Origin of the sequence: Aeromonas sp. SrichE-2G (assembly GCF_017939565.1) — a bacterium.
GTDB classification, from domain to species: Bacteria; Pseudomonadota; Gammaproteobacteria; order Enterobacterales; family Aeromonadaceae; genus Aeromonas; species Aeromonas taiwanensis.
This window is the reverse complement of the sequence record NZ_JAGKRG010000004.1, coordinates 257,923-281,426: the sequence shown is the minus strand read 5'-3', so window position 1 is coordinate 281,426 and position 23,504 is coordinate 257,923. Positions and strand designations below refer to the sequence as shown.

Genomic DNA, 23,504 nt, shown 5'->3' with positions numbered 1-23,504 from the left:
GCAGGGCTCACACTTGCCTTACTTGCTGCCCTGGTGGATCAGGGTACCTTCCGGCTCGCCCATGATCACCCGGCGCAGCGCGCCCGGTTTGTTCATGTTGAACACCCGGATCGGCAGATCGTGGTCGCGGGCCAGGGTAAAAGCAGCAAGATCCATCACTTTGAGTTCTTTTTCAAGAACTTCATCATAACTCAGTTCCTGATAGAGCACTGCATCCGGGTTCTTGACCGGATCGTCGGTGAACACACCATCGACCTTGGTGGCTTTCAGCACCACGTCGGCTTCGATCTCGATGCCGCGCAGGCAGGCTGCGGAGTCGGTGGTAAAGAAGGGGTTGCCGGTACCGGCGGAGAAGATCACCACCTTGCCGGCACGCAGCTGGCTGATGGCCTCGGCCCAGCTGTAGGAGTCGCAGACCCCCTGCAGGGAGATGGCAGACATCAGGCGGGCATTCACATAAGCACGATGCAGGGCATCACGCATGGCCAGGCCGTTCATGACGGTCGCCAGCATGCCCATGTGGTCACCCACCACGCGGTTCATGCCCGCCTTGGCAAGACCGGCACCACGGAACAGGTTGCCGCCGCCGATGACCAGACCGACCTGAACACCCAGCTCAACCAGCTCTTTGATCTCTTGGGCCATCCGTTCCAGCACCGCCGGATCAATGCCGAAACCCTCGGATCCTTGCAGGGCTTCACCACTCAACTTCAGAAGAACACGTCTGTATGCAGGCTTGGGATTGGTACTCATGTCACTGATTCCTGGTCATATAAAGACCGCGACATAAGTCGCGGTCTGGGGAAACGGAAAAACCGGTTCGATTAGGCCTTCTGAGCGGCCGCGATCTGGGCTGCTACTTCAGCAGCGAAGTCGGTCTCTTGCTTCTCGATGCCTTCGCCCACTTCGAAACGGGTGAAGGAAACAACGTCAGCGCCTTCTTTCTTCAGCAGCTCGGCAACGGTCATGGAAGGATCTTTCACGAACGGCTGACCAGTCAGGGAAACCTCACCGGTGAACTTCTTCATGCGGCCTTCAACCATCTTCTCGGCGATCTCTTTCGGCTTGCCGGAGTTGATGGCGATGTCGATCTGGATTTCGCGCTCTTTGGCAACGACTTCAGCAGACACGTCTTCGGGCTTGACGAATTGCGGGCTGTTGGCAGCAACGTGCATGGCCAGATCTTTGGCCAGCTCGTCGGTACCGCCGACCAGCTTGGTGATAACACCGATACGGGAGCCGTGAACGTAGGTGCCCAGGTTGTCACCTTCAACCAACATCACGCGACGCAGGTTCATGTTCTCACCGATCTTGGCGATCAGGTTGGTGATGGTCAGCTCTACGGACTCACCGTTACCGAAGTCGGCGGCTTTCAGCGCGTCAACGTCAGCGATTTTCTGGGTAGCAGCGATCTCGACGATCTTCTGACCCATGGCCAGGAAACCGGCATCCTTGGAAACGAAGTCAGTCTCGCAGTTCAGCTCGATCATGACGGCAACGTTGCCTTCGGTACGGGCGAAGATCACACCTTCAGCGGCGATACGGCCCGCTTTCTTGGCGGCCTTGGCCTGACCGGATTTACGCATGTTTTCGATAGCCAGCTCGATATCACCGTTGGCTTCTTCCAGCGCTTTTTTGCAATCCATCATGCCAGCGGCGGTGCGCTCGCGCAGTTCTTTTACCAGGGCGGCAGAAATGTTTGCCATGTCCAGTATCCTCGGTCTTGAATTGACAAGAAACAGGGGCCACAAGGGCCCCTGCTAACCAATTACATCAGCTTGGTTAATAAGGGCTTTTCAGTCCTTATCAATTACTCAGCTTCAACGAAGCCATCTTGTTCGGCTTGAACAACGATGTCCTGCTCGCGGGCTTCCAGAACGGTGTCAGCAGCAGCGTTCAGGTACAGCTGTACGGCACGGATAGCGTCGTCGTTACCCGGGATGACATAGTCAACGCCGTCCGGGTTGGAGTTGGTATCAACGATGGAAACTACCGGGATACCCAGGTTGTTGGCTTCTTTGATAGCGATGTGCTCGTGGTCGGCATCGACAACGAACAGAACGTCAGGCAGGCCGCCCATGTTCTTGATACCACCCAGGCTCTTCTCCAGCTTTTCCATTTCGCGAGTACGCATCAGCGCCTCTTTCTTGGTCAGCTTGTCGAAGGTGCCGTCCTGGCTCTGGGTTTCCAGATCTTTCAGGCGCTTGATGGACTGACGAACGGTTTTCCAGTTGGTCAGCATGCCGCCCAGCCAGCGGTGGTTAACATAGAACTGGTCGCAACGCTCAGCGGCTTCTTTAACGGCTTCAGACGCGGCACGCTTGGTACCAACGAACAGTACCTTGCCTTTCTTGGCAGCTACGGAGCTGATGAAGTTCATGGCATCGTCAAACATCGGAACGGTTTTTTCCAGGTTGATGATGTGAACCTTGCTGCGGGCGCCGAAGATGTAGGACTTCATTTTCGGGTTCCAGTAACGAGTCTGGTGACCGAAGTGAACGCCGGCTTGCAGCATGTCGCGCATAGAAACTTTAGCCATTTTATACCTCTGTATTGGGGTTAGGCCTCCACACATCCCATGTAACCGACCCCAAGGGGGCACCCCGGTACAGGTGTCGATGTGTGTGTGTTGTTTAAGTAAGGGTGATGGAGGGGGACACGAGTTCCCCATTCCGGCGCGCTTTATACCATAAGTTTGGTCACGACACCACCAGCGGCAGCGCTAAAAATGGATCCCTGCACAGGGTGCGACCGCTGGATGACGTTGCGATGACGATCACACTGGAAGTAAACGGGGGTTGGGGATAAAATTTCGCCCTGATTGCAAACGCATCTATTTTTCATTACCCGGTTGCTGGTCATCGCCAGGATGCGCAACCGGGCCCCAAGAGAGATCCCATGTCCATTAAAATCAAGACACCGGAAGAGATTGAAAAGATGCGCGTTGCCGGCCAGCTGGCTGCCGACGTGCTGGTCATGATCGCCCCCCACGTCAAGGCAGGCGTCACCACAGATGAACTGAACACCCTGTGCCACGACTACATCGTCGACGTACAGCAGGCCATTCCCGCACCGCTCAATTACCACGGCTTCCCCAAGTCAATCTGCACCTCGGTCAACGACGTGATCTGCCACGGCATTCCCAACCACAAGAAGCTGCGGGAAGGGGACATCATCAACCTGGACATCACCGTCATCAAGGATGGCTACCACGGCGACACCTCCGCCATGTTCATCGTGGGCCAGACCACGCCCCTGCGCCGCCAGCTGTGCAAGATTGCCCAAGATAGCCTCTACGCCGCCATCAAGAAGGTGCGTCCGGGTGCCTGCATCACCGAGATCGGCGCCGTGATCCAGCCCATCGTCGAGCAGGCCGGTTTCTCCGTGGTACGCGACTACTGCGGCCACGGCATCGGTGCCGAGTTCCACGAAGAGCCGCAGATCCTGCACTACCGCAACGGCGGCAAGCTGGAGCTGAAAGCGGGCATGTGCTTCACCATCGAGCCCATGGTCAATAGCAAGAAGTACCACTGCAAGGTCAATCCGAAGGATGGCTGGACCGTCACCACCAAGGACGGCGGCGACTCCGCCCAGTGGGAGCACACCCTGCTGGTGACCGAGGATGGCTGCGAGGTGCTGACCCTGCGCCCGGACGACACTATCGACCGTCTCATCAAACACGGTTAACATCAAACCCCGGCCCCTCGCCGGGGTTTTGTTTTTATCAGCCGCAGGCCCCGCACGGCGGCCTGCGACAAGAGTGTGAGACGCCATGGACGCCAGCCTGCTTTCCCCCCATCTGCTGCCCGACGATCAGCTCACCCGCGAGAACTGCAAGGAGTACCTGAGCCGTTTTCTCGGCTGGCTGCACGAGCGCTTCGATGCCGGTGACAACATCATCGAACTGGTGGCCACCCGCTCCGAATACATGGATGCGCTGCTGACCCGGCTGTGGCACAAGTTCGGGTTCGACAAGACGGAACTCACCCTGATCGCGGTGGGGGGTTATGGCCGGGGCGAGCTGCACCCCCACTCCGACATCGACCTGCTGCTGCTCTACGAAGGGGATGAGCTGGACGAGGTGCTGGGACTGCGTATCGGCGAGTTCATCACCCTCTTGTGGGATCTCAAGCTGGAGGTCGGCCAGTCGGTGCGCAACGTGGCCGAGTGCATCGAGCAGGGGCGTGCCGACATCACGGTCGCCACCAACCTCATCGAGGCACGCTATATCACCGGCCGTCTGGCGGGCTTCGAGCAGTTGCAGGCCGCCACCCAGCCCCAGCACTTTTGGCCGAGCGAATCCTTCTTTCGGGCCAAGCGCGAAGAGCAGACCCTGCGTCACCAGCAGTTCCTCGGCACCGCCTACAAGCTGGAGCCGGATCTCAAGAACAACCCCGGGGGTCTTCGCGATATCCAGACTCTGGCCTGGGTCGCCCGCCGCCACTTTGGCGCCACCACCCTGTTCGAGATGACCAGCCACGGTTTTCTGAACCGCGCCGAGTATCGCGAGCTGCTCGACTGCCAGAACTTCCTGTGGAAGGTGCGCTTCGCCCTGCACATGGCCATCAACAAGGGGGACAACCGCCTGCTGTTCGACCGCCAGCGCACCGTGGCCCAGATGCTGGGCTTCGAGGGGGAAGGCAACGGCCCGGTAGAACAGATGATGAAGCGCTTCTACCAGACGGTGCGGCGCGTAGCCGAGCTCAACGAGATGCTGCTGCAGCTGTTTGACGAGGCGATCCTCGGCAACACTGCCATGGACGTGCGCCGCATCAGCGACGAATTCCAGCTGCGTGGCCGCCTCATCGATGCGGTGGACTCCGAGCTGTTCGGTCGGGATCACGCCGCCATCCTGCGCCTCTTCTACCAGATAGCCCAGCACCCGGAGATCGCCGGCATCCACTCCGCCACCCTGCGCCAGTTGCGTGAGGCCAGGCGTACCCTGAGCTGCTGGCTGCAGGATCTGCCCGAGTGCCGCCGCCTCTTCATGGCGCTCCTGCGCCACCCCAACGGCATCGGCCAGCCGCTCACGCTCATGCACAAATACGGGATCCTGGCGGCCTACTTGCCCCAATGGAATCTCATCGTCGGACAGATGCAGTTCGACATGTTCCACGCCTACACGGTGGACGAACACACCCATCGCCTGCTCCAGAACATCCACCGTTTCCCCAACCCGGCCAGCCGCCAGACGCACCCGCTCTGCCACGAGGTGTTCACCCAGCTGCGCAAACCCGAGCTGCTCAGCATCGCCGCCCTGTTCCACGACATCGCCAAGGGACGGCGGGGGGATCACTCCGAACTCGGCGCCGTCGATGCGCTGGAGTTCTGTCAGTTGCACGGGCTGGATCGTTACGAGAGCCGGCTGGTCGCCTGGCTGGTGCGCCACCACCTGTTGATGTCGGTGACCGCCCAGCGCCGCGACATCTACGACCCGGACGTGGTAACCGACTTTGCCCAGAAGGTGCGCGACGAGTTGCACCTCGATCTGCTCTATTGCCTGACCGTGGCCGACATCTGCGCCACCAACGACACCCTGTGGAACGACTGGAAGGGAACCCTGCTGCGGGAGCTCTATTTCGCCACCCAGAAAGCCCTGCGCCAAGGGCTGGAGAACCCGCCGGACATGCGCCTCAAGATCCGCGAGAACCAGCGCCAGGCCAGGCAGATCCTGGCCCAGCGCGAGGTGCCTCTGGAGGCGGTCAACACTCTCTGGAACGACTTCAAGGCCGACTACTTCCTGCGCCACAGCCCGGAGCAGATCGCCTGGCATTGCCGCAAGATCATCGCCCATGGCGACAATCCGGCCCCTCTGGTGCTCATCGGCAAGCACCCCATCCGCGGCGGCAGCGAGGTGTTCATCTATTGCCGCGACATGCCCAACCTCTTTGCCACCGTGGCCTCGGCGCTGGATCAAAAGAACCTCAGCATCCACGACGCCCAGATCATGAACTCGCGCAACGACTATGTACTGGATACCTTCATCGTGCTGGAGCCGAGCGGCGAGCCCATCAGCCCCAACCGCACCGCCACCATCAAGAAGGCGCTGGAGAAGGCGTTGCAGGAGCCGGGCAAGCTGGTGCTGCGCAGCAAACCCCTGTCACGGCGCCACCGCCAGTTCAGCGTGCCGACCCGGGTGGTGTTTCTGCCCCACAAGGGGGAAAACCGCCACACCCTGCTGGAGTTGACGGCACTGGATACCCCGGGCCTGCTGGCACGCATCGGCGCCGTGTTCCAGCAGTGCGGGCTGTCGCTCCACGCGGCCAAGATCACCACCATAGGCGAGCGGGTGGAGGACTTCTTCAGCCTCACCACCCTGGCCGGGGAGCCCCTCAGCCAGGCCGAACAGCAAGCGCTGGAAGAGAGGCTGGTCAACCAGCTCAATCCCAGGGAGCCCGGTGATGAGGCGGGCTGAACAGGCCATGAAAAAGCCTCATAAGAGGCTTTTTCATGGTATTGATTTCTCAATCATAACAAGTGGTTGGGCCACTCAAGCACAATAAAACGCCTTTCTTCGGAAGAAATCGGAGAGAGCCCTTAAAAACGATTGGAAAAGTGTGATACAACAAACAGAATTTTTTAAAGGAAACCTGTCATGACCCAGTTGCAACAGACCATCGAAGCGGCCTTCGAGCGCCGTGACTCCATCACTCCCGGCTCCGTCGATGCCACCACCAAGGCCGCCATTCTGGAAGCCATCGACCTGCTGGACTCCGGCAAGGCCCGGGTCGCCGAGAAGATCGCCGGCGAGTGGGTCGTCCACCAGTGGCTGAAGAAGGCCGTACTGCTCTACTTCCGCATCAATGACAACGGCATCATCAAGGGCGACGACGCCCAGTACTACGACAAGGTTCCCCTCAAGTTTTCCGACTACAGTGCCGAGCAGTTCAAGGCCGCCGGTGTGCGCGTGGTGCCGCCGGCCACCGCTCGCAAGGGCTCCTTCATCGCCCCCAATACCGTGCTGATGCCCTCCTACGTCAACATCGGCGCCTTCGTCGATGAAGGCACCATGGTCGACACCTGGGCCACCGTGGGCTCCTGCGCCCAGATCGGCAAGAACGTGCATCTCTCCGGCGGCGTCGGCATCGGCGGCGTGCTGGAACCGCTGCAGGCCAACCCGACCATCATCGAGGACAACTGCTTCATCGGTGCCCGTTCAGAGGTGGTGGAAGGCGTGATCGTGGAAGAGGGCTCCGTCATCTCCATGGGCGTCTTCATCGGCCAGTCCACCCGCATCTATGACCGTGAAACCGGCGAGATCCACTACGGCCGCGTCCCGGCAGGCTCCGTGGTCGTCTCTGGCTCCCTGCCCTCCAAGTGCGGCAAATACAGCCTGTACGCGGCCGTCATCGTCAAGAAGGTGGATGCCAAGACCCGCGCCAAGGTGGGGATCAACGCCCTGCTGCGCTCCATCGACGAGTAATTCCTCGCCGATGTCATCGAGGGCACTTCTGGTGCCCTTTTTCATGCCCGGTCTCATGGGCCTGCCAGATCCCCTGCCCCTCTATCACTACGCCCCTCTTGCCAGGCATGCCGCCTATGGCCATGCTGGCGAGGCACTCCCCCTTTGCTCGTCGATACAAAAGACCGCTTTGAAGCCATCTTGAATTTGGCGCACCTGTCACAGGCAAGCGGGCGCGACTCGGGTAAGATATACGGGTCAGGATCGTTTCAAACCAAGGAAGCCCGATGTACGAGAATCTGAAGAGCCTGGGGATCCAGGAGCCCACCTCGGTGGACAGCTATACCCTGCGCCAGGAAGCCAATCACGACATCCTCAAGATCTATTTCAAGAAGCAGAAGGGCGAGTTTTTCGCCAAGAGCGTCAAGTTCAAGTATCCCCGTCAGCGCAAGACCATGCTGGTCAACTCGGGCACCCATGAATACAAGGATGTCACCGAGATCAACGCCAACCTCAAATACGTGGTGGACGAGCTGGACAGTCTGACCCAGGGCGGACAGACCCAGGCCGACCCGGATATCAAGCAGAAGATACTGCGCGACCTGCGCCATCTGGAAAAGGTGGTACAGAACAAGATCAGCGAGATTGAGCGGGATCTCGAGAAGCTCTAGCCTCTTCCCAATGCATCAGGCGCCATCAGGCGCCTTTTTTGTTCCTCTTCGCCGGGATCAGACTACCTCGTCTCGGCAATTCTCCTGACTCGCGCCCAGCAAAAAGGGAGGCTTGCGCCTCCCTTTTCGGAACTCGGTATGAAAGCAGGGATTAGTTGCTCTTCATCCAGATGTCCATGTCGGTTTTCAGGTTGTCGGACTTGGTGCCGAAGATGGCCTGTACACCAGAACCTGCAACCACAACACCGGCAGCGCCCAGCTTCTTCAGACCAGCCTGGTCAACCTTGGCCACGTCCTTCACACCGACACGCAGACGGGTGATGCAGGCGTCCAGGGAAGAGATGTTCTCTTTGCCACCGAAGGCAGAGACCAGAGCGGCAGACATCTCGTCCTTGCTCTGAGCGGCAGAGGACTCTTGTGCGGTCTCATCTTCGCGACCCGGGGTCTTCAGGTTCATGGCGCGGATAACGAAGCTGAATACGACGTAGTAGACAGCGGCATAGACCAGACCCAGACCCACCAGCAGCAGCATGTTGCTGGCACGCGGGGATTGTACGATGAAATCGATGAAGCCGTTGGAGAAGGTGTGGCCGTGCACGACACCCAGCATGTTGGTCAGCACGTAAGCCAGACCAGCCAGCAGGGCGTGGATGGCATACAGCACCGGAGCCACGAACAGGAAGGAGAACTCGATAGGCTCTGTGATACCGGTCAGGAAGGAGGTCAGGGCTGCGGAGGCCATGATACCAACGATCTTGGCACGGTTTTCCGGCTTGGCAGCGTGTGCGATGGCAAACGCAGCGGCAGGCAGACCGAACATCTTGAACAGGTAGCCACCGGCCAGCTGACCGAAGCCGTTACCGGCAGCGCGGGTAGCGTCATCAGCGGTCAGGAAGCAGGTCATGATGCCGTGTACGGTTTCACCGGCGGCGTTGACACAGGTACCAGCCTGGTAGAAGAACGGCACGTTCCAGATGTGGTGCAGACCGAACGGGATCAGGGAGCGCTCAACCACGCCGTAGATACCGAAGGCCAGTACCGGGTTCTGGTTGGCAGCCCAGTCGGAGAAGGCACCGATGGCACCACCGATCGGCGGCCAGATGAAGGAGAGCAGAACACCCAGACCGATGGCAACGAAGCCGGTGATGATGGGAACGGCACGTTTGCCAGCGAAGAAGCCGAGGTACTCGGGCAGCTGGATCTTGTAGAAGCGGTTGAACGCCCAGGCAGCGACACCACCGGCGAGGATACCCCCCAGTACGCCGGTATCGATGCTCTCGACACCCATCACAGGGGCCATCACCTTCAGGGTGGCAACCATGATGCCGTAACCGACGATGGCGGACAGGCCGGATACACCGTCGTTATTGGTGAAGCCAAGGGCCACGCCCACGGCAAACAGCAGGGCCATCTGACCGAAGACAGAACCACCGGCCTGCTCCATCAGTTGGGAGACGATTTCCGGCAGCCAGCTGAAGTGGGCAGCACCCACCCCCAGCAGGATACCTGCAACGGGCAAGACCGATACTGGCAGCATCAGCGCCTTACCGACCTTTTGCAGATTAGAGAAAGCATTTTTGAACATGTGTGCGCTCCTGAATGGATTTTTTCCGACAACGACACAGTACAGGTTATGGATGACGATTTTCTTCATCCGCGATAGTACCGAAGACGTTTCCCGGGTTGCTTATTTTGACCATCAGAATATAACCCAGAAGAATTAGAAATGCCTTAGCCCAGAGCAAGCTAATAATAAATTTGGAGGAGAGATCACAAGATAATAAATATGCAGGAAGGGGACTATCTTGAATATTATTTCGTATTGTTATGGGTTCGCCGCAAAAAGAAAAAAACCACTTCAGAATAAATCACACAGAAACAAAACAATACCCAACGAAACCCATTGTAACTATATGTAACTTATTGCAGTTTTATATTATCCAGTCTACCGATTAAAAAGGCCTCCAACAAGGGAGGCCTCCAACAAATATTAATTTAAATAACCCCTGTTATTTAGTTCTTTTGTGAGCGCTTAACCGCATCAATAAAGACGGACTTCGCCTTGGTTGAACCGGCACGCTCGGCCTCGCTCACAAGCTGCATCGCCTTGTCGATATCCCCGGCCTTCACGGCCTTCTCGATCTGGGCGTTGTAGAAGCTCTCGGTCTCGCTCAGCATGGCGGGAGCTGGCGTGCTCGGAGCTGCGGCCACTGCAGCCGTAGTCGCTGTCGCAGCCACGGCAGTCGCGGCCGGCTTGGCCTGGCTCATGGCAACCTTGTCGGCGTATTCCGGCTTGAACACGGCCTCCAGGCCTTGCCCCTTGGCCATATCCGTCACCTTGATCTGTACCAGGCCCCAGGGGGAATGCGGGATCACGGGGTCCTTGATATCCGGTTCGACCGTGCCATTGGCGCGGGCAAAGGCCTTGGCGGGGTGCAGGATGGTGGTGCTGCCGGACAGCTCATCGGCCGGTGCGTAGACAACCATATAGGTTTCGCTGGCGGGATTGCCCGGCATGCTGCGATCCACGAACACCCGACCTTCGATCCTGTCGTTGTCGAGCAGGTGGGCAGGCTGGTACGCAAATACCGATTCACCCAGCACGCGCGTTACCTTGAACTGGGCATCCAGCATGATCACCTTGGGAACCAGCACCGTCTTGCTCACCTGGGAAGCCAGGGTAATGGCCAGGTTGCCGGTATTGGCCGGAAGACGATAGGCGGCAAAGTAGCTCATCCCCTCGTCAAACTGATAACTGGGCTGCTTGCCATCGATGGCCAGCAGCGTCTCGCCTTCCGGCAGAGAAACATAATTGAATTCGTTGAAATCCTTGCAGCAGCTCGTCGTCTGGGAGAGCGCCTGCTTGGCCTGGTCGGCATTGCTCAGGATGGAGGCGTGCTCCTGCACGGGCACAACCATGCTACCGGAACAGCCGGCCAACAGCGCGGTAACCACGGCCGCGATAGACATCTTTACCAGTTTCATTCTTCTTATCTCCATAACCCGATAGCCAAATCCAGCGAAACAAAACTGCCCCCATAAGGGGGCAGTCACTAACTTAACTGAAGATACTGCTTACCACCAAGCCTCAGCTTGTACACCCACTTGCCAGGTGTCATCGGAGGTGCCGCCTTCGAAGCTGTTCTTGCTACCGTTAGCATCAGCTTCGGTGTCAGCCAGGTAGGAGGCGAACACACGGATTTCCGGACGGGCCCAGAAGCTGGCACCGGCAGACCAGGCCTGAGCCAGGGTCAGCTTGTAACCACCATCCTTGTCGCTGCCGCCGCTGGTATAGCTGGTCTTGTCCTTGAAGTAGCCACCTTCGAAGATGGTCTTGTTGAAGTCATCCCACTTGTACATCGGGCGGACGACGGCAGAGAAGGTTTGAGTCTCGTCATGACCACTCCACATCTCGTTGCCTACGCCGTAGACCAACTGGTGGCCCATCTCCCAGGAGTTACCCATCGGGATGACGCCCCAGTTGATGATACGGTAGCCGTCGGCACCGTCTTTTGCTTCGGCACCGTACCAGGAGCCATCACCGTAGTAAGCCATGGTCTTGGAGTAGCCTTCGGTACCGTACTGCAGCACGGTCTTGTTGAAGCCACCGAAGATGCCCTGGGTCAGCTCGGCAGTCAGCATGACGCCGTCTTTCATGTTGTCGTTCTTCAGATCTTTCTGGGCGTCGGTCTCATTGACCAGGGCGTACATGGCGCCCACTTCCAGAGAGCCGTCTTGCCACAGCGGGATACCGGCATAGCGCAGATCCAGGGTGTTGACGTTCAGGTCTTCATTTTTACGATAGATGGGATCACCGGTAGTCGGGTCTGTACCGATCTGGTTGTACTGACCGAAGACATCAGCCGCACTGCGATCGTTGCGCACCCAGGCGAAGGAGATCTTGCCAGGGCCAGCCTGGATACCTTCGATACCTGCGCCAGGACCGGAGATGTTCCAGTAGTAGAAGTCAGAGATGTGGATGTCGTGACGCTGATAGAAACGCTTACCGGCCCAGAGGGTGGCTTCCGGCGCGAAGCCCAGCAGACCCTTGGCTTGTACGTTGAACTGACGCAGTGCGAATTCAGAGTCGCCGTTGCACTGTTTGGCATCGAAGTTACAAACGGTGCCGGTCCCTTCCCAGTCATTGGAACCATTGGAAGTCATGGCAAACATGGAGTCTACATAGAAGGTCTTGCCATCTTTGTTAAAGACTTCCTGACCCAGTTGCACTTCACCATAGGTGTCGTTTTCGTTACCCAGACGACCGACCTTGTTGACGTTGTATTTGACCATGTCCCCGTCACCGGAAACACCGACACCTGAACGGAAGTAGCCGTGGAAATCAACGGCGAAGGCGGCTTGGGAAGCCAGGGCTGCGGTAACTGCTGCAGCGATCGGGAGCCACTTTGCTTTCATTTTCATTTTCCTTATTCCCGCTGGGAGGAGTGTGATCCTGATATTCAAGTTCTTATCACCGGAAAAACGTTTTGGTGATAACCGGGGTCGATTATATGTACCCGATTTCGGCACAAACATGAGCTGATTCACAAAATGGTGACAAATCGCCCGCATCGCGCCAGGAGGGCGAAGTAGAGATGACAAACGAACAAAAAAAGAAGACAAACACCAATAAAAAGAAAAAATAGACAACAACAAACCAAAGAAATCGCTTTCAAATATTAATTCGCGATGATTGTTAAGTATGAAAGTCACTGTTCGGTGACAAAAACATGACTGAAATCGCTTTCAATGGGGAACTTTTAATTTTCTGATTTGTCGCCATTCTGATGAATATCAGCCTGGCAAAGGGCGTCATCGGCGAGAAAAATAACGAAAAAAAAGCAGGGAATATTTGAGGGAATGAAGAAAAATAGACCAAAATAAAGCTCCCCCGTCATCGGCATCACGGGGGAGAAATTAAAAAACCAGACCCAATCCGGCTACAGCCTATTTTCCCAGGTCTTCAGCCAGGCCAGCGCAGCCACCTCGGGCTCATCCTCCACGGTCGCATCTATCTCAAGACGCGGCACCAGGGCGTCGGCAGCCAGCTCCTGCAACAGCTCGTCGAGCCGCCGTCCCGCCCCGCAGAAGTGTTCATAACTGCTGTCTCCCATGGCGATGAGGGCATAGCGCCACCCCTTCATATAAGGTGCACGATCGGCCAGGGCGCTGGCGAAAGGCTGCAGATTGGGAGGTATATCCCCCTGCCCGGTCGTGGCGCTGACGATCAGCAGGAATCGGGAGGCATCGATGTCCGTCAGCTCGGCCTCCTCATGGAGGTGGCAGACATGGCCGTTGGCTTCCAGGTGGTCACTCAGGGTCTCGGCCACCAGCATGGCTGCGCCATAGACGGTGCCGACCAGGATGTCGATCTCGGCCATCAGCGCCTCCCCAGAGGCGCTCGCGGGCCCGGTTCTAAGCTCAGGAGGGCGCACGCCGGCAAAGCAGGTGCGCACTGTATTGCGAAGGAAAATGCGTGTGGAACCATGAGTCATTCCTCTGACGGACGTGGCCTACAGCATGCCACAGCCCGGTCAGAGGCAACAGATGGAGACGGCGATCAGTTGCCGTAGTCGCTCTCGCTGGCGGGCCATCCCAGTTCGGCGAACAGTTGCAGTACCTGGGGACCCAGCGGCGCCTGGATCCGCATCGGCACCTTGAGCACGGGATGCTCGAAACTCAAGCGGTGGGCGATCAGCAGCAGCCTGTCGCAGCCGTAGTGCTCGCGAAAGAAGCGGTTGTGCCGGCCATCACCATGGGTGGTATCACCGACGATGGGATGGAACAGGTGGTCCAGGTGGCGGCGAAGCTGATGCTTGCGCCCTGTCTTGGGAAAGAGGCGCACCAGGCTGTAACGGCTGGTGGGGTGCTTCTTGGAGACCGCATGGGGCAGCTCGACCTGATGCAGGCGACGAAACGCGGTCACCGCCTCCTGGGCGGGGCGATTCGGGTCGCTGAAGGCATCGGCAATCTTGTCCAGTTGCTCCTTGAGCGGATAGTCGATGAGCCCCTCCTCCGGCGCCCATCCCCGCACCAGCGCCAGATACTCCTTGTGCACCCGGCGTGCGGCAAACGCCTCGGTCAGGGTGCGAGCGACGGCAGGATCCAGCGCAAACAGCAACACGCCCGAGGTGGGCCGGTCGAGCCGGTGTACCGGATAGACGTGGCGGCCCCCGATGAGGTCCCGGGTCATCTGCATGGCGAAGCGGGTCTCCCCCTTGTCGAGCCAGCTTCGATGCACCAGCAGGCCGGACGGCTTGTTCACCGCCACCAGCCAGTCATCCTGATAGAGCAGGGTCAGGGACAAGGCTTTCTCGACGTCGGTCTGCTCCGCCATCATTGGTCAACCACTTTGCCGGAGAGCAACAGATCGAAACGGGCAATCAGGCGCAGCAGGGCCTCCACCTCGGCCAGCTCTTCCTTATAGACTTCGCTCGCCATGGGATAGAGGGAGACGCTGGTCGGCAGCGGCGCCTGCAACAGCACCAGCTGCTCCATGCGCGGGATCAGCACGAACTGCAGCCACTGATCGAAACTCAGGGTATCGACGCAGAACGGCAGCTCGCTGGCCAGCGCCTCCTCCCCCGGATGCTCGGCTTGCCAGCGTTCCAGACGTTGCAACTCGGCGGTCAGCTCTCCCAGCAGGCCGGCCACCAGCAGATATTGATTCATCTCGCTCACTTCCTCATTCGTGCGGTCGGCGAATGCCGGCGCCCCACTCATTACAGCCATCAAAAAGGGGCGCTACTATACACTGCCCCCGGGGTGGCTGCCATGTTGCCGTCGCCACCGTGCCCGGTGTGGCCACCACTGGCTATCTGGTGCAGCCTCCTTATAATCCCCCGCATCACCTTCAAGCCGGATCTCCCCATGTCTTCCATCAACACGCTGACCGAATTTCTGACCCAGGCCGATACCCAGTTCCAACTGTTCGACATGGGCCGCCAGGTGCGCCCGCTGGCGAGCGACCTCTTCATCCACATCGAGCAGCAGCAGGAGCCCTACCCCTGGCCGCTACAACAGCATGCCTGGCTCGGCGTGCACTTCTTCCAGCCAGCCGAGTCGAAACACTATCTCTGGTTCCTCAAGTTTGCGCTCGATGAGCGCGGCCTGCTCATCTCGAGCGGCCCCAAGCACTTTATGGATCAGGTGGTCGAGACCCTGGGCTACAAGCTCACCGGGGAATTGGATGAAGAGAAGGCCCAGCGCCTCGCCGACAACCCCTACACCTTCCGGCCGGCGGAGGCCAAGATGGCGAGCCTGCACGCCAAGCTGGCCCGCCAGCTGGAGCAGGCACCGTCCGCCTACTACGAGGCGCTCTGCCACTACCTGGCGGCGCCCGGGGAAGAGGGATGGCAGAGCCTGGGACTGCAAGGCTTCGCCGATCTCGCGGAGCGGCTGCAGGATGAACGCAATCTTGCCCTGGTATGCAAGGCCCTGCCGAGGTTGCCGCAAGCGCCCCTCTATGCCCTGTGCCAGAGCCTGGAAAATGCCCCCCTGCCCCCGGCTCTGCAGGGCGCCCTGCTGGAGCGCATCGGCAAGGAGCAGGAGTGCGCCGACCCCGATGCCGAGACCCTGGCCTATCTGTGCCGGGCACTGGCCTCCTGCCCCGGCAATGCCCTGCGCAGCAACAAGCTGCTGACTCTGCTGCAGACCCGCTCCAGCCCGTCCCTGTTGCTTGCCATCGCAGGCCGTCTCTGGCCCGATCTCAAGAGCCCCGAGTTGCTCGGCCTGTTTTTGGAGCAGCTCGCCCTGCAACCCACCCAGTTCTTCAACCAGGTGTTTGCCGAACTCGTGACCCTGCCGGCCCTGCGCAATGATATGCTGGCAAGGCTGCGTGACCCCGAACGCAGCGAGGCACTGGGTCAGGCCATCGGCCGCCTGTTCACCTCGGCGTAGGGATATCCGATACCAAGGCCCGGCCTCCGCGGGAGCCGGGCCCCGCTCATGCATCACAGAAGGAACCCGTTGATGGGAGAAATGCTTGGGATCTTGTTGCTCGGCCTCGTCGGCTGGGCCTTCTGGCAACAGCGCCGCCAGGCGGAGCTGGCATGGCAATACATGCGCCGCTACTGCCAGCACCACGATCTGCAACTGCTGTCGCTGGCACGCACCCACCGCGCCCTGGGCCACAAGCCCCTGCGCCTGCTCACCTACTACCAGTTCGAGTTTTCCAGTGACGGGGAGAGTCATTACCAGGGCCAGCTCTGCATGCAGGGGCTGCACGTCGCCGGGGTCGAGCTGCCCCCCCATCGTCTGCCCTCCTAGGGACTGGCTATAATTCTCGACAATCCCCTTGCCAGGAGCGCCGAGATGGAACTGTTGACCCATGACATGACCGCCCTGTTTGCCCAGCTGGGGCTGGCCAATGACGACATCAGCCTGCACCGCTTCATTCGCGAGCACCCGCTGGACAACCAGACCCTGTTGCCGGACGCCCCCTTCTGGACCGCGTCCCAGGCCGGCTTCCTGCGCGATGCGCTCTGGCATGACTCAGACTGGGCGGAAGCCATCGACCAGCTGGACGTGATGCTGCGCCAGGCAAACTGAGCCTCGCACTTTCCTGGCCGCCGGGCTTTGGTTAAGCTCTCTCCCCCAGCCAGCAAGACGGCCGCGCAGGAGCCAAGATGTCAGCCCAAGAGATCATCCAGATAGCCAACGAACTGAGCGCGAAGGGGATCACCCCCTCCACCGCCATGGTCAAGGCCCGCCTCACCCACCCCGTGCCCATGGCCGAGCTCCTCAAGGTGCTGAGCCAGTGGAAACAGCACCCCCAGCCGGCGGTCCCCGCCCCTGCCAGCGCCCCCGCGACGCCCCCCGAGGCCGCCCCCTCCGTCGACCTGCAACAGCTGAGCGAGCAGCTCAACCGGCTCGAGCAGAAGGTCGATCGCCTGACCGCCCTGCTGCTCAGCCACAAGTCGGACTGATTCGCCCCCATGTACATTCTCGAACTCACCTTTGAGTGTTACCGCGACACCTCCCTCGGCGCGGCCGAGCGGGCCATCGTCCACTACCTCGACATGCTGCGCTACCAGGGGCAGATCCTGGGGCGGGAGTTTCCCACCAGCATGCACCAGGGACACTTCATCAGCCGGGTGGTCTGCCCGGAGCAGGACAGCCTGCACCCGGACAACCAGAGCGAACTCGTGGCCCTTGCCGAACAGGGTCTGCATCAGGCCGGCCTGCTCGCTCCCAAGCTCCAGCTTCAGGGGATGGATCTGCTCTCGGACAGCACGGATCCGTGCGGCGAGCAGGGCGAACGGCCGAGCTGGATGCTGCTCTACACCAGCTTCCTGCACAGCTGCTCCCCCCTGCGCTGCGGCGACCACTTCGCCCCCATCCCGCTCTACCGACTGCCTGCCGTCGCCAATGGCGACCACAAACAGATCATCAAGTGGCAGGAGGACTGGGAGGCCTGCGATCAGCTGCAGATGAACGGCTCCATCGCCGAACATGCGGCGCTGCACGAGATCGGCGAGGTGGGCAGCCGCCTCCATCGCCGGGGCAGCGATCTCGTCAAGCGGCTGGAGGCCCTGAGCGGCATCCCCACCTATTACTATCTCTATCGGGTCGGTGGCCTGAGCGCCGCCGCGGAGCGGGCCCGCCCCTGTCCGGGCTGTGGCGGCGACTGGGCACTGGCAAAGCCCCTGCACGAAATCTTCGACTTCAAGTGCGATCCCTGCCGCCTGGTCTCCAACCTCTCCTGGGATTTCAAGGATTGAGCCCTCACCCAACGGGCGACCATGAAAAAGAGCCTTGCCGCCAGGCAAGGCTCTTCTCGTTTGAAGAACTATGCCGCCTTATTGCGGCAGCGTCTCCAGCCGCGCCAGAAACGCCGGCAGCGAGGGGGCCAGCACCAGGCGACGCCCGGAGTCCAGCCACTCCAGCCACACCTGGCCGCTCTCGTTGTCGAGCGACACCAGGGTCATCTCGTTGCGGGTGGTGGCGATGAAGAGCGAGGGAGAGCGTTTCAACTTGCGCAGCATCAGCAGGTGGCCGATGAGGTTCTCCTTGAGCAGGTCCAGGTCAGCGTCGTTCCAGGGCAGGATGAATTCGATGCGCAGCCCCTTGTATGAACAGGGGATGGGGCGGCTGAACCAGTGACCGAACAGGGCGAGGGCGCTCGGGTGCAGGGTCAGCTCGAGCGCCTCGTTCATCGACGTGAAATCGGCGGGATCGGCACGCCGGTGCACGCGCCAGGCGACCCGCCCCTCCCTGGGTTCATCCAGTTCGCAGGGAGAGCGCCACTCGGCTTCCCACTCGCACAGGGGCAGCCCTCGCCGCGCCTCGCCATCGCGCTGCCAGCGCAAAAAGAACTGCTCCAGGGCAGACAGGACTTGATCCGACATCGATATTCCCCACAATAGCGGCCTCTGATCGCCGCAAGACAGTGACCGAAAAATCCGGGCATTGCACCATCAAACCCTTTGTCAGACAAGCGTGAGCAAACCAGCATGAGCAAACAAGAGAGATACGCAGGCGCCAGTGCGCTGAAGGGCCTGAGCCTGGGCCAGCAGTCCGCCTACATCAGCCAGTACACCCCGAGCCTGCTGCAACCCGTGCCACGCAGTCTGAATCGCGACGATCTGGGCCTGGGCGAGACGCTGCCTTTCGAGGGCTGCGACGTCTGGACCCTGTATGAACTCTCCTGGCTCAATGCCAAGGGCAAGCCCGTGGTCGCCCTCGGCGAGGTGGCCGTGCCCGCCGCCAGCCCGAACCTTGTCGAGTCCAAGTCGTTCAAGCTCTACCTCAACTCCTTCAACCAGACCCGGTGCGACTCCATCGACGCGGTACAGGCCCTGCTGACCCAGGATCTGAGCGCCTGTGCCGGTGCCCCGGTGAGCGTCACCCTCTTCCCCCTCGATCAGGCTCCCCACCGCATCGCGCAGCTGCCGGGCGAGTGCATCGACGACCAGGACATCGAGGTCGACCACTACGAGTTCGACGAGACCCTGCTGCGGGGCGCGGCAGGCACCGAGGTGGTGGAGGAGACCCTGCACAGCCACCTGCTCAAGTCCAACTGCCTAGTCACCAGCCAACCGGACTGGGGCTCAGTGGTGATCCGCTATCGCGGCCCGCGCCTCGACCGGGAGAAGCTCTTGCGCTACCTCATCTCGTTCCGCCAGCACAACGAGTTCCACGAGCAGTGCATCGAGCGCATCTTCACCGATCTCAAGCACTTCTGTGCCCCGACCCAGCTGACCGTCTATGCCCGCTACACGCGCCGCGGTGGCCTGGATATCAATCCCTTCCGCAGCGACTGGGAAGCGGTACCCGAGAATCTGCGCCTCATCCGCCAGTAAATCCGGCCCCCCCTGAAGGCATCCGGCCCATCACGCATCCTCTCAGTAAACTCTGGACGTGCGGGGGTGGGCTTGGATAACATGCCTGCACCTCCGTGCCGTTCTTAATCCAATGAATCAACTGTTTTTTCTGGCAATGATGATGTCCTCCCTGTCGGCTCCGGATCTGGATCTGGCGAAGGAGCAGTTGTCCATCGATCTGCAGCAGGCCCAGACCCTGGTGCTGACCGATCCCGCCAGATGCGTGCAGATTGCCACCTCCTTCCTCGAACGCACGGCCAACAACCCCAAGCAGATCATCAGCAGTCGCCAGGAGTACGGCTATCGGGAGCCCATGCTGAACTACGGCACGGCGACCCAGACCACGGGGGCTTATCTGCTCAAGGGGGAGTGCCTGCAGCAGCTCGGCCAGTTCAAGCCGGCCCAGGAGGCCTTCGCGCAGGGCATCGCCATGGCGGAGAAGGAGCAGCAGTTCGAACTGCAGGCTCACGGCCTCTACCTCCAGATCCGCAGCCAGAACCTGCAGCAACACTCCCATGGGGCCAGCGCCGCCCAACTCGGCAAGCTCGACCAGCTGCTCGCCAGCCCCACCCTCAAGGAGAGCCAGCTGCAGGTTTACAGCCGGCTGCTGCACGTCAACGCCAGCATCGAGGAGCGGCAATTCGATCTGGCCAAGCACCAGCTGGTTGAAGCCCGCCAGTGGGCCGAGCAGGCCAAGAACCCCCTGGCCAGGGCCTGGACCAGCGCAGTCGGGGGGGATCTCTATCAGGCCCTTGGCCAGCCCCAGCTCGCCCTGGGGGAATATATCGATGCCCAGCAGCAGGCCAGGGACTTGCAGGATCCCCTCTTCCTCGGTCTGCTCTCCAACCAGATGATCAGCCTCTATCAGGCGGAGCAGGAGCCACAGAAGGCGCTGCAATACGCCAACGAGGCGGCCAATTACTTCCATGCCCTCGGCAACCCCTCCCTGCTCAGCGATGCCCTGATCGTGCTCGCCCGTCTCAACCGCGATCAGGGGGAGATGAACATGGCGCTGGTCTATTTCTTCAACGCCCTGGATCTGCTGGACGAGAACAGCAACCGCACCCGCATCGCCCACCTCAAGTTCGAGATAGGCAAGACCTACCTGCAGACCGGCAACCTGAACCTGGCACGCAACTACCTGAACGCGGCGCGCCAGTCCCACGAGCTGGGGGATGACAAGGAGTCGCTGATAGACACCCTGCTGCTCCTGGGAGAGCTTCACCTCAAGCAGCAGGAAGCGGGGATCGCCATCCTGCAGCTGGAAAACGCCCTGACCCTGGCCAACCGGACCGGGGACATCCGGCGCCAGTTCGAGATCTTCCGCCTGCTCTCCATCGCCTACGAGCAGAAGGGCTACCTCCAGCAGGCCCTCCAGAGCTACAAGAACTTCCACCAGCGCAGCGAGCTGGTACGCCAGCAGCAGATCGCCCTGGAGCAGGAGGCGGTGCGCGACAACTATGCCCAGGTGGAGCGGGCCCAGCAGGTGAAGGAGCTGGAGCAGCAACTGGACCAGAGCCAGCACCAGCAGGAGCGTTACCTCTGGTCCAGCGTCAGCACCGGGTTGCTGCTGGCACTCTTCATCTACCTGTTCTTTACCCTCTGGCTCAAGCTGAGGGTCGCACGCCTGAATGCCAAGCAGCTGGGAGAGGCCCTGCTGGTGGAGCCCCGCAGCGGCCTGGCCAACTGGCAGCGACTGATGAGCCGCTGGCCGAGGGAGATGGCCAAGCGCCAGCAAAAATCCGAGCGCTGGTATCTGAGCGAGCGTCCCACCAGCGAGTTTGATGACAAGCTGCACTACCTGCTGTTCCGGGTCCCCTTCCTGATCAACAGCCTGGAGCAACATGGCTACCAGGTCAGCCGCGAGATTGAGCAGGCCTTCGGCCGCTACGTCGCCAAGCTGACCCCACAGGATGGCCGCATCTACGATCTGCGCGAGGGGCACCTCCTCTATGTGGTGCCCCAGCGCCACGTGACCCAGCTGCACCAGCTGGCACAGGAGCTGCTGGAGACCCTGGCCGCCTTCCCCTGCGAGCACCCGCTGGACAGGCGCATCAGCCTCGGCATCGTCAGCCATCCTTTCCTGCCCAAGGCCGCCACCGCCCTCGATCACCACGGCCTGTTCGACCTTTGCTACCTGGCGCTGTCGGGGGCCATGCAGCTCAGCGAAAAATACCAGCAAAGTGTCTGGCTGGAGCTGGCCGCCATCGATTGCCAGCAGGCCGCATTTTTTAATGGAGATGTGTGGCAATGCTGCTTGATGGCAATTGACAAGGGACTGGTAAAAGTAAATTCTTCTCATGAAAAGCAATGGGTTAACTGGCTTGCCCTTTCACGGACGAAAGCGCCGGACAATCCGTGACAACAAGGTACTCAACGGGGTCTTTCATTGGCTTACTGTTGCTGGACGACACAAAAACGATAATGACGACAGGGCGACCTGAACAATGAATGATATGGCTGCCGTAACAGGACAACTGGCAAGACTCAGGGAATCCCTCCAGCAGAAACAGCAGGAGCTCGATGGCATGGCCACGTTCTCCGACGCCGAGCGCGCCCGAAGCATCCAGTTCATCGCCAAGCTGATGCAGGCCTGCCGTGGCCACGATCGCGAGCTGGACAACCGCCTCGCCAAGCTCAAGCAGAAGCTGGACGGCAATCCCCCGCTCACCACCATCGATGCCGAACTCGCCGCCATCGAGAAGCTGTTGCAGCAGCACAGCCACACCATGGAAGAGTCCATCAGCCTGACCCGGACCGCCATCGATCTGGGCAGCAAGCAGCTCAAGACCATCAAGGGGTTTCCGGAAGAGACCCGGCGCTCCCTCAAGGAGTTTCTCGCCAGTCCCGAGTGTTATGGCATCGGCGATCACCAGAAGAAGGTGATCCGGCTGCTGGAGTTCTACCAGCAGGCCATCAAGATCCAGCTGCTGCCGCGCCAGCCGCTGATCCCGCCGTCCCCGGAGATGACCACGGAGCTCTCCAGCCAGGCACCTGCCGACTCCTTCGACGTCAAGGCCCATGCCCAGATCTCCGATGAATTGCAGCGCCTCATCACCGAGCTGGATTTCGCCGGGGCCGTGGGCGAGAGTCTGGCCGACATTCGCCGCCAGTTGCTCGGGGGGATCAGCCCTGCCCTGCTGGCCGAGGTCTGCCTGCAGATCATCGAACTCATCATCGAAGGCACCCGGGAGGAGCGCAAAGCCTCCCAGGCGTTTCTCAGCACCCTGAACGAGAGCCTCTCCGCGGTCCACTTCAACTTTACCGAGTCCCTGGACGAGGGCCGTGCGCTGCAAAATGCCTCCCACCTGAGCGGTCAGGCGCTGGAGCGGGAGCTCACCGCCATCGATCGCACCATGGCCGAGCACGACTCGCCACAGACGCTCAAGGGAGCCATCTCCGGCCACCTGAACACCATCCGTCGCCTGCAGCAGGAGCGCGACGAGATGAGCCACCGCGAGCGCCACCTGCTCACCCACCTCTCCAACATGGAGGCCAAGTTGCGCCTCATGAAGGAAGAGACGGCCGAATACAAGAAGCGGCTCACCATTCAAAAGCACAAGCTGTTCCTCGACAGCCTGACCCAGGTGCACAACCGGGCGGCCCTCGACGAGCGGCTCGAGCTCGAATACAAGCGATGGCTGCGCTACGGCACCCCGCTGTGCCTGGCCATCATCGACATCGACCACTTCAAGAACATCAACGACAACTATGGCCACATGGCCGGCGACAAGGCATTGAAGGTGGTCGCCAAGGCGCTGCAGAACGCCCTGCGGGATACCGACTTCATCGCCCGCTTCGGGGGGGAGGAGTTCGTGGTGTTGCTGCCGAACATCAATCCGGACAAGTACCAGAAGCCCCTGGAGAACCTGCGCCAGACCGTCAAGAGCATTCCGTTCCGCTTCCGCGATGCCAGGGTCGAGATCACCATCTCCATCGGTGCCACCCTGTTTCGCACCGGCGACCATACCACGGACGCATTCGAGCGTGCCGACAAGGCGCTCTACAGCTCCAAGCACTCGGGTCGGGATCAGGTCAATCTCGCCTGAATCCGGGCTTAACTGAGGCTAAAAAACCGGCAAACGCACTTGTCCCCTATTCCCCTGC

Annotated in this window: 22 protein-coding genes; 12 read left to right on the top strand and 10 right to left on the bottom strand. The window is 60.3% G+C overall.

Annotation, left to right across the window (positions count from 1 at the left end; all coding sequences use genetic code 11):
* Positions 1–18: 18 nt before the first annotated feature.
* The 3 genes from pyrH to rpsB all read right to left on the bottom strand — a co-directional run bounded on the left by pyrH (position 19) and on the right by rpsB (position 2,539).
* The gene (pyrH, locus tag J9885_RS03375; RefSeq protein ID WP_043758712.1) at positions 19–753 is read right to left on the bottom strand and encodes a UMP kinase; all 735 of its coding nucleotides are present in this window, start codon (positions 751–753) and stop codon (positions 19–21) included.
* A gap of 71 nt (positions 754–824) precedes the next feature.
* Positions 825–1,706, bottom strand: a complete 882-nt coding sequence (gene tsf / locus J9885_RS03370; RefSeq protein ID WP_010673404.1) for a translation elongation factor Ts — start codon at positions 1,704–1,706, stop codon at positions 825–827.
* Between the two features lie 104 nt (positions 1,707–1,810).
* Positions 1,811–2,539 carry a 30S ribosomal protein S2 gene (rpsB, locus tag J9885_RS03365; protein WP_005343780.1) on the bottom strand — a complete coding sequence of 243 codons (729 nt, stop codon included), beginning with the start codon at positions 2,537–2,539 and terminating at the stop codon, positions 1,811–1,813.
* 359 nt (positions 2,540–2,898) lie between these two features.
* Here rpsB and map point away from each other — a divergent pair, with 359 nt between their 5' ends.
* The 4 genes from map to J9885_RS03345 all read left to right on the top strand — a co-directional run bounded on the left by map (position 2,899) and on the right by J9885_RS03345 (position 8,073).
* On the top strand, positions 2,899–3,687 hold the full coding sequence (map, locus tag J9885_RS03360) for a type I methionyl aminopeptidase (RefSeq protein WP_043758708.1): 789 nt from the start codon (positions 2,899–2,901) through the stop codon (positions 3,685–3,687).
* An 85-nt stretch (positions 3,688–3,772) separates the two neighbouring features.
* A complete protein-coding gene (gene glnD, locus J9885_RS03355; RefSeq protein WP_210548093.1) occupies positions 3,773–6,415 on the top strand; it encodes a bifunctional uridylyltransferase/uridylyl-removing protein GlnD in 2,643 nt (880 codons plus the stop codon).
* Positions 6,416–6,595: 180 nt separating this feature from the next.
* Positions 6,596–7,423, top strand: a complete 828-nt coding sequence (gene dapD, locus J9885_RS03350) for a 2,3,4,5-tetrahydropyridine-2,6-dicarboxylate N-succinyltransferase (RefSeq protein WP_210548092.1) — start codon at positions 6,596–6,598, stop codon at positions 7,421–7,423.
* Positions 7,424–7,689: 266 nt separating this feature from the next.
* Positions 7,690–8,073 (top strand): DUF3461 family protein, encoded by a 384-nt coding sequence (locus tag J9885_RS03345; protein ID WP_042074730.1) that lies wholly within the window; start codon positions 7,690–7,692, stop codon positions 8,071–8,073.
* A 151-nt stretch (positions 8,074–8,224) separates the two neighbouring features.
* Here the strand turns inward: J9885_RS03345 and ptsG are convergent, their stop codons facing one another.
* The 6 genes from ptsG to J9885_RS03315 all read right to left on the bottom strand — a co-directional run bounded on the left by ptsG (position 8,225) and on the right by J9885_RS03315 (position 14,745).
* Positions 8,225–9,658 carry a PTS glucose transporter subunit IIBC gene (gene ptsG / locus J9885_RS03340; RefSeq protein ID WP_043758701.1) on the bottom strand — a complete coding sequence of 478 codons (1,434 nt, stop codon included), beginning with the start codon at positions 9,656–9,658 and terminating at the stop codon, positions 8,225–8,227.
* 428 nt (positions 9,659–10,086) lie between these two features.
* The gene (locus J9885_RS03335; RefSeq protein ID WP_210548091.1) at positions 10,087–11,058 is read right to left on the bottom strand and encodes a MalM family protein; all 972 of its coding nucleotides are present in this window, start codon (positions 11,056–11,058) and stop codon (positions 10,087–10,089) included.
* A gap of 90 nt (positions 11,059–11,148) precedes the next feature.
* Positions 11,149–12,489 carry a maltoporin gene (locus J9885_RS03330; protein WP_043758698.1) on the bottom strand — a complete coding sequence of 447 codons (1,341 nt, stop codon included), beginning with the start codon at positions 12,487–12,489 and terminating at the stop codon, positions 11,149–11,151.
* A gap of 524 nt (positions 12,490–13,013) precedes the next feature.
* Positions 13,014–13,454 (bottom strand): flavodoxin, encoded by a 441-nt coding sequence (locus tag J9885_RS03325; protein WP_043758696.1) that lies wholly within the window; start codon positions 13,452–13,454, stop codon positions 13,014–13,016.
* A 179-nt stretch (positions 13,455–13,633) separates the two neighbouring features.
* The gene (truC, locus tag J9885_RS03320) at positions 13,634–14,413 is read right to left on the bottom strand and encodes a tRNA pseudouridine(65) synthase TruC (protein ID WP_210548090.1); all 780 of its coding nucleotides are present in this window, start codon (positions 14,411–14,413) and stop codon (positions 13,634–13,636) included.
* Positions 14,410–14,745: a YqcC family protein gene (locus J9885_RS03315; protein ID WP_043758692.1), complete on the bottom strand. Its 336-nt coding sequence runs from the start codon at positions 14,743–14,745 to the stop codon at positions 14,410–14,412. Before J9885_RS03315 ends, truC begins: the two co-directional genes overlap by 4 nt.
* A gap of 198 nt (positions 14,746–14,943) precedes the next feature.
* On the opposite strand from J9885_RS03315, the gene J9885_RS03310 reads away from it, so the two are divergent.
* The 5 genes from J9885_RS03310 to J9885_RS03290 all read left to right on the top strand — a co-directional run bounded on the left by J9885_RS03310 (position 14,944) and on the right by J9885_RS03290 (position 17,795).
* Complete coding sequence (locus J9885_RS03310; protein WP_210548089.1) at positions 14,944–15,972, top strand: DUF3549 family protein; 1,029 nt, start codon at positions 14,944–14,946, stop codon at positions 15,970–15,972.
* A gap of 72 nt (positions 15,973–16,044) precedes the next feature.
* A complete protein-coding gene (locus J9885_RS03305) occupies positions 16,045–16,341 on the top strand; it encodes a DUF3301 domain-containing protein (protein WP_039039421.1) in 297 nt (98 codons plus the stop codon).
* 45 nt (positions 16,342–16,386) lie between these two features.
* Positions 16,387–16,623, top strand: coding sequence for a DUF2789 domain-containing protein (locus J9885_RS03300; RefSeq protein ID WP_210548088.1), 237 nt, complete (start codon positions 16,387–16,389; stop codon positions 16,621–16,623).
* 77 nt (positions 16,624–16,700) lie between these two features.
* The gene (locus J9885_RS03295) at positions 16,701–17,000 is read left to right on the top strand and encodes a DNA-binding protein (protein WP_210548087.1); all 300 of its coding nucleotides are present in this window, start codon (positions 16,701–16,703) and stop codon (positions 16,998–17,000) included.
* A gap of 9 nt (positions 17,001–17,009) precedes the next feature.
* Complete coding sequence (locus J9885_RS03290; RefSeq protein ID WP_210548086.1) at positions 17,010–17,795, top strand: Zn-ribbon-containing protein; 786 nt, start codon at positions 17,010–17,012, stop codon at positions 17,793–17,795.
* A 78-nt stretch (positions 17,796–17,873) separates the two neighbouring features.
* Here the strand turns inward: J9885_RS03290 and syd are convergent, their stop codons facing one another.
* Entirely contained in the window at positions 17,874–18,422 is a 549-nt protein-coding gene (gene syd / locus J9885_RS03285; RefSeq protein WP_134696486.1) for a SecY-interacting protein, read from the bottom strand.
* Positions 18,423–18,527: 105 nt separating this feature from the next.
* Between syd and queF the strand changes: the two genes are divergently transcribed.
* The 3 genes from queF to J9885_RS03270 all read left to right on the top strand — a co-directional run bounded on the left by queF (position 18,528) and on the right by J9885_RS03270 (position 23,446).
* The gene (gene queF, locus J9885_RS03280) at positions 18,528–19,376 is read left to right on the top strand and encodes an NADPH-dependent 7-cyano-7-deazaguanine reductase QueF (protein WP_210548085.1); all 849 of its coding nucleotides are present in this window, start codon (positions 18,528–18,530) and stop codon (positions 19,374–19,376) included.
* Between the two features lie 112 nt (positions 19,377–19,488).
* Positions 19,489–21,759 carry a hypothetical protein gene (locus tag J9885_RS03275; protein WP_210548084.1) on the top strand — a complete coding sequence of 757 codons (2,271 nt, stop codon included), beginning with the start codon at positions 19,489–19,491 and terminating at the stop codon, positions 21,757–21,759.
* An 85-nt stretch (positions 21,760–21,844) separates the two neighbouring features.
* Positions 21,845–23,446, top strand: a complete 1,602-nt coding sequence (locus J9885_RS03270) for a GGDEF domain-containing protein (protein WP_210548083.1) — start codon at positions 21,845–21,847, stop codon at positions 23,444–23,446.
* The last annotated feature ends 58 nt before the right edge of the window (positions 23,447–23,504 follow it).

What these genes read in the sequence shown, in the direction of transcription:
- J9885_RS03310 (WP_210548089.1), top strand. Translation starts at nt 14,944, where the DNA reads ATGTCTTCCATCAACACGCTGACCGAATTTCTGACCCAGGCCGATACC.
- J9885_RS03305 (WP_039039421.1), top strand. Translation starts at nt 16,045, where the DNA reads ATGGGAGAAATGCTTGGGATCTTGTTGCTCGGCCTCGTCGGCTGGGCC.
- ptsG (WP_043758701.1), bottom strand. Translation starts at nt 9,658, where the DNA reads ATGTTCAAAAATGCTTTCTCTAATCTGCAAAAGGTCGGTAAGGCGCTG.
- J9885_RS03345 (WP_042074730.1), top strand. Translation starts at nt 7,690, where the DNA reads ATGTACGAGAATCTGAAGAGCCTGGGGATCCAGGAGCCCACCTCGGTG.
- tsf (WP_010673404.1), bottom strand. Translation starts at nt 1,706, where the DNA reads ATGGCAAACATTTCTGCCGCCCTGGTAAAAGAACTGCGCGAGCGCACC.
- J9885_RS03315 (WP_043758692.1), bottom strand. Translation starts at nt 14,745, where the DNA reads ATGAATCAATATCTGCTGGTGGCCGGCCTGCTGGGAGAGCTGACCGCC.
- J9885_RS03325 (WP_043758696.1), bottom strand. Translation starts at nt 13,454, where the DNA reads ATGGCCGAGATCGACATCCTGGTCGGCACCGTCTATGGCGCAGCCATG.
- map (WP_043758708.1), top strand. Translation starts at nt 2,899, where the DNA reads ATGTCCATTAAAATCAAGACACCGGAAGAGATTGAAAAGATGCGCGTT.
- syd (WP_134696486.1), bottom strand. Translation starts at nt 18,422, where the DNA reads ATGTCGGATCAAGTCCTGTCTGCCCTGGAGCAGTTCTTTTTGCGCTGG.
- J9885_RS03275 (WP_210548084.1), top strand. Translation starts at nt 19,489, where the DNA reads ATGAATCAACTGTTTTTTCTGGCAATGATGATGTCCTCCCTGTCGGCT.
- J9885_RS03270 (WP_210548083.1), top strand. Translation starts at nt 21,845, where the DNA reads ATGAATGATATGGCTGCCGTAACAGGACAACTGGCAAGACTCAGGGAA.
- J9885_RS03290 (WP_210548086.1), top strand. Translation starts at nt 17,010, where the DNA reads ATGTACATTCTCGAACTCACCTTTGAGTGTTACCGCGACACCTCCCTC.
- dapD (WP_210548092.1), top strand. Translation starts at nt 6,596, where the DNA reads ATGACCCAGTTGCAACAGACCATCGAAGCGGCCTTCGAGCGCCGTGAC.
- J9885_RS03330 (WP_043758698.1), bottom strand. Translation starts at nt 12,489, where the DNA reads ATGAAAGCAAAGTGGCTCCCGATCGCTGCAGCAGTTACCGCAGCCCTG.
- J9885_RS03300 (WP_210548088.1), top strand. Translation starts at nt 16,387, where the DNA reads ATGGAACTGTTGACCCATGACATGACCGCCCTGTTTGCCCAGCTGGGG.
- J9885_RS03335 (WP_210548091.1), bottom strand. Translation starts at nt 11,058, where the DNA reads ATGAAACTGGTAAAGATGTCTATCGCGGCCGTGGTTACCGCGCTGTTG.
- glnD (WP_210548093.1), top strand. Translation starts at nt 3,773, where the DNA reads ATGGACGCCAGCCTGCTTTCCCCCCATCTGCTGCCCGACGATCAGCTC.
- truC (WP_210548090.1), bottom strand. Translation starts at nt 14,413, where the DNA reads ATGATGGCGGAGCAGACCGACGTCGAGAAAGCCTTGTCCCTGACCCTG.
- pyrH (WP_043758712.1), bottom strand. Translation starts at nt 753, where the DNA reads ATGAGTACCAATCCCAAGCCTGCATACAGACGTGTTCTTCTGAAGTTG.
- J9885_RS03295 (WP_210548087.1), top strand. Translation starts at nt 16,701, where the DNA reads ATGTCAGCCCAAGAGATCATCCAGATAGCCAACGAACTGAGCGCGAAG.
- rpsB (WP_005343780.1), bottom strand. Translation starts at nt 2,539, where the DNA reads ATGGCTAAAGTTTCTATGCGCGACATGCTGCAAGCCGGCGTTCACTTC.
- queF (WP_210548085.1), top strand. Translation starts at nt 18,528, where the DNA reads ATGAGCAAACAAGAGAGATACGCAGGCGCCAGTGCGCTGAAGGGCCTG.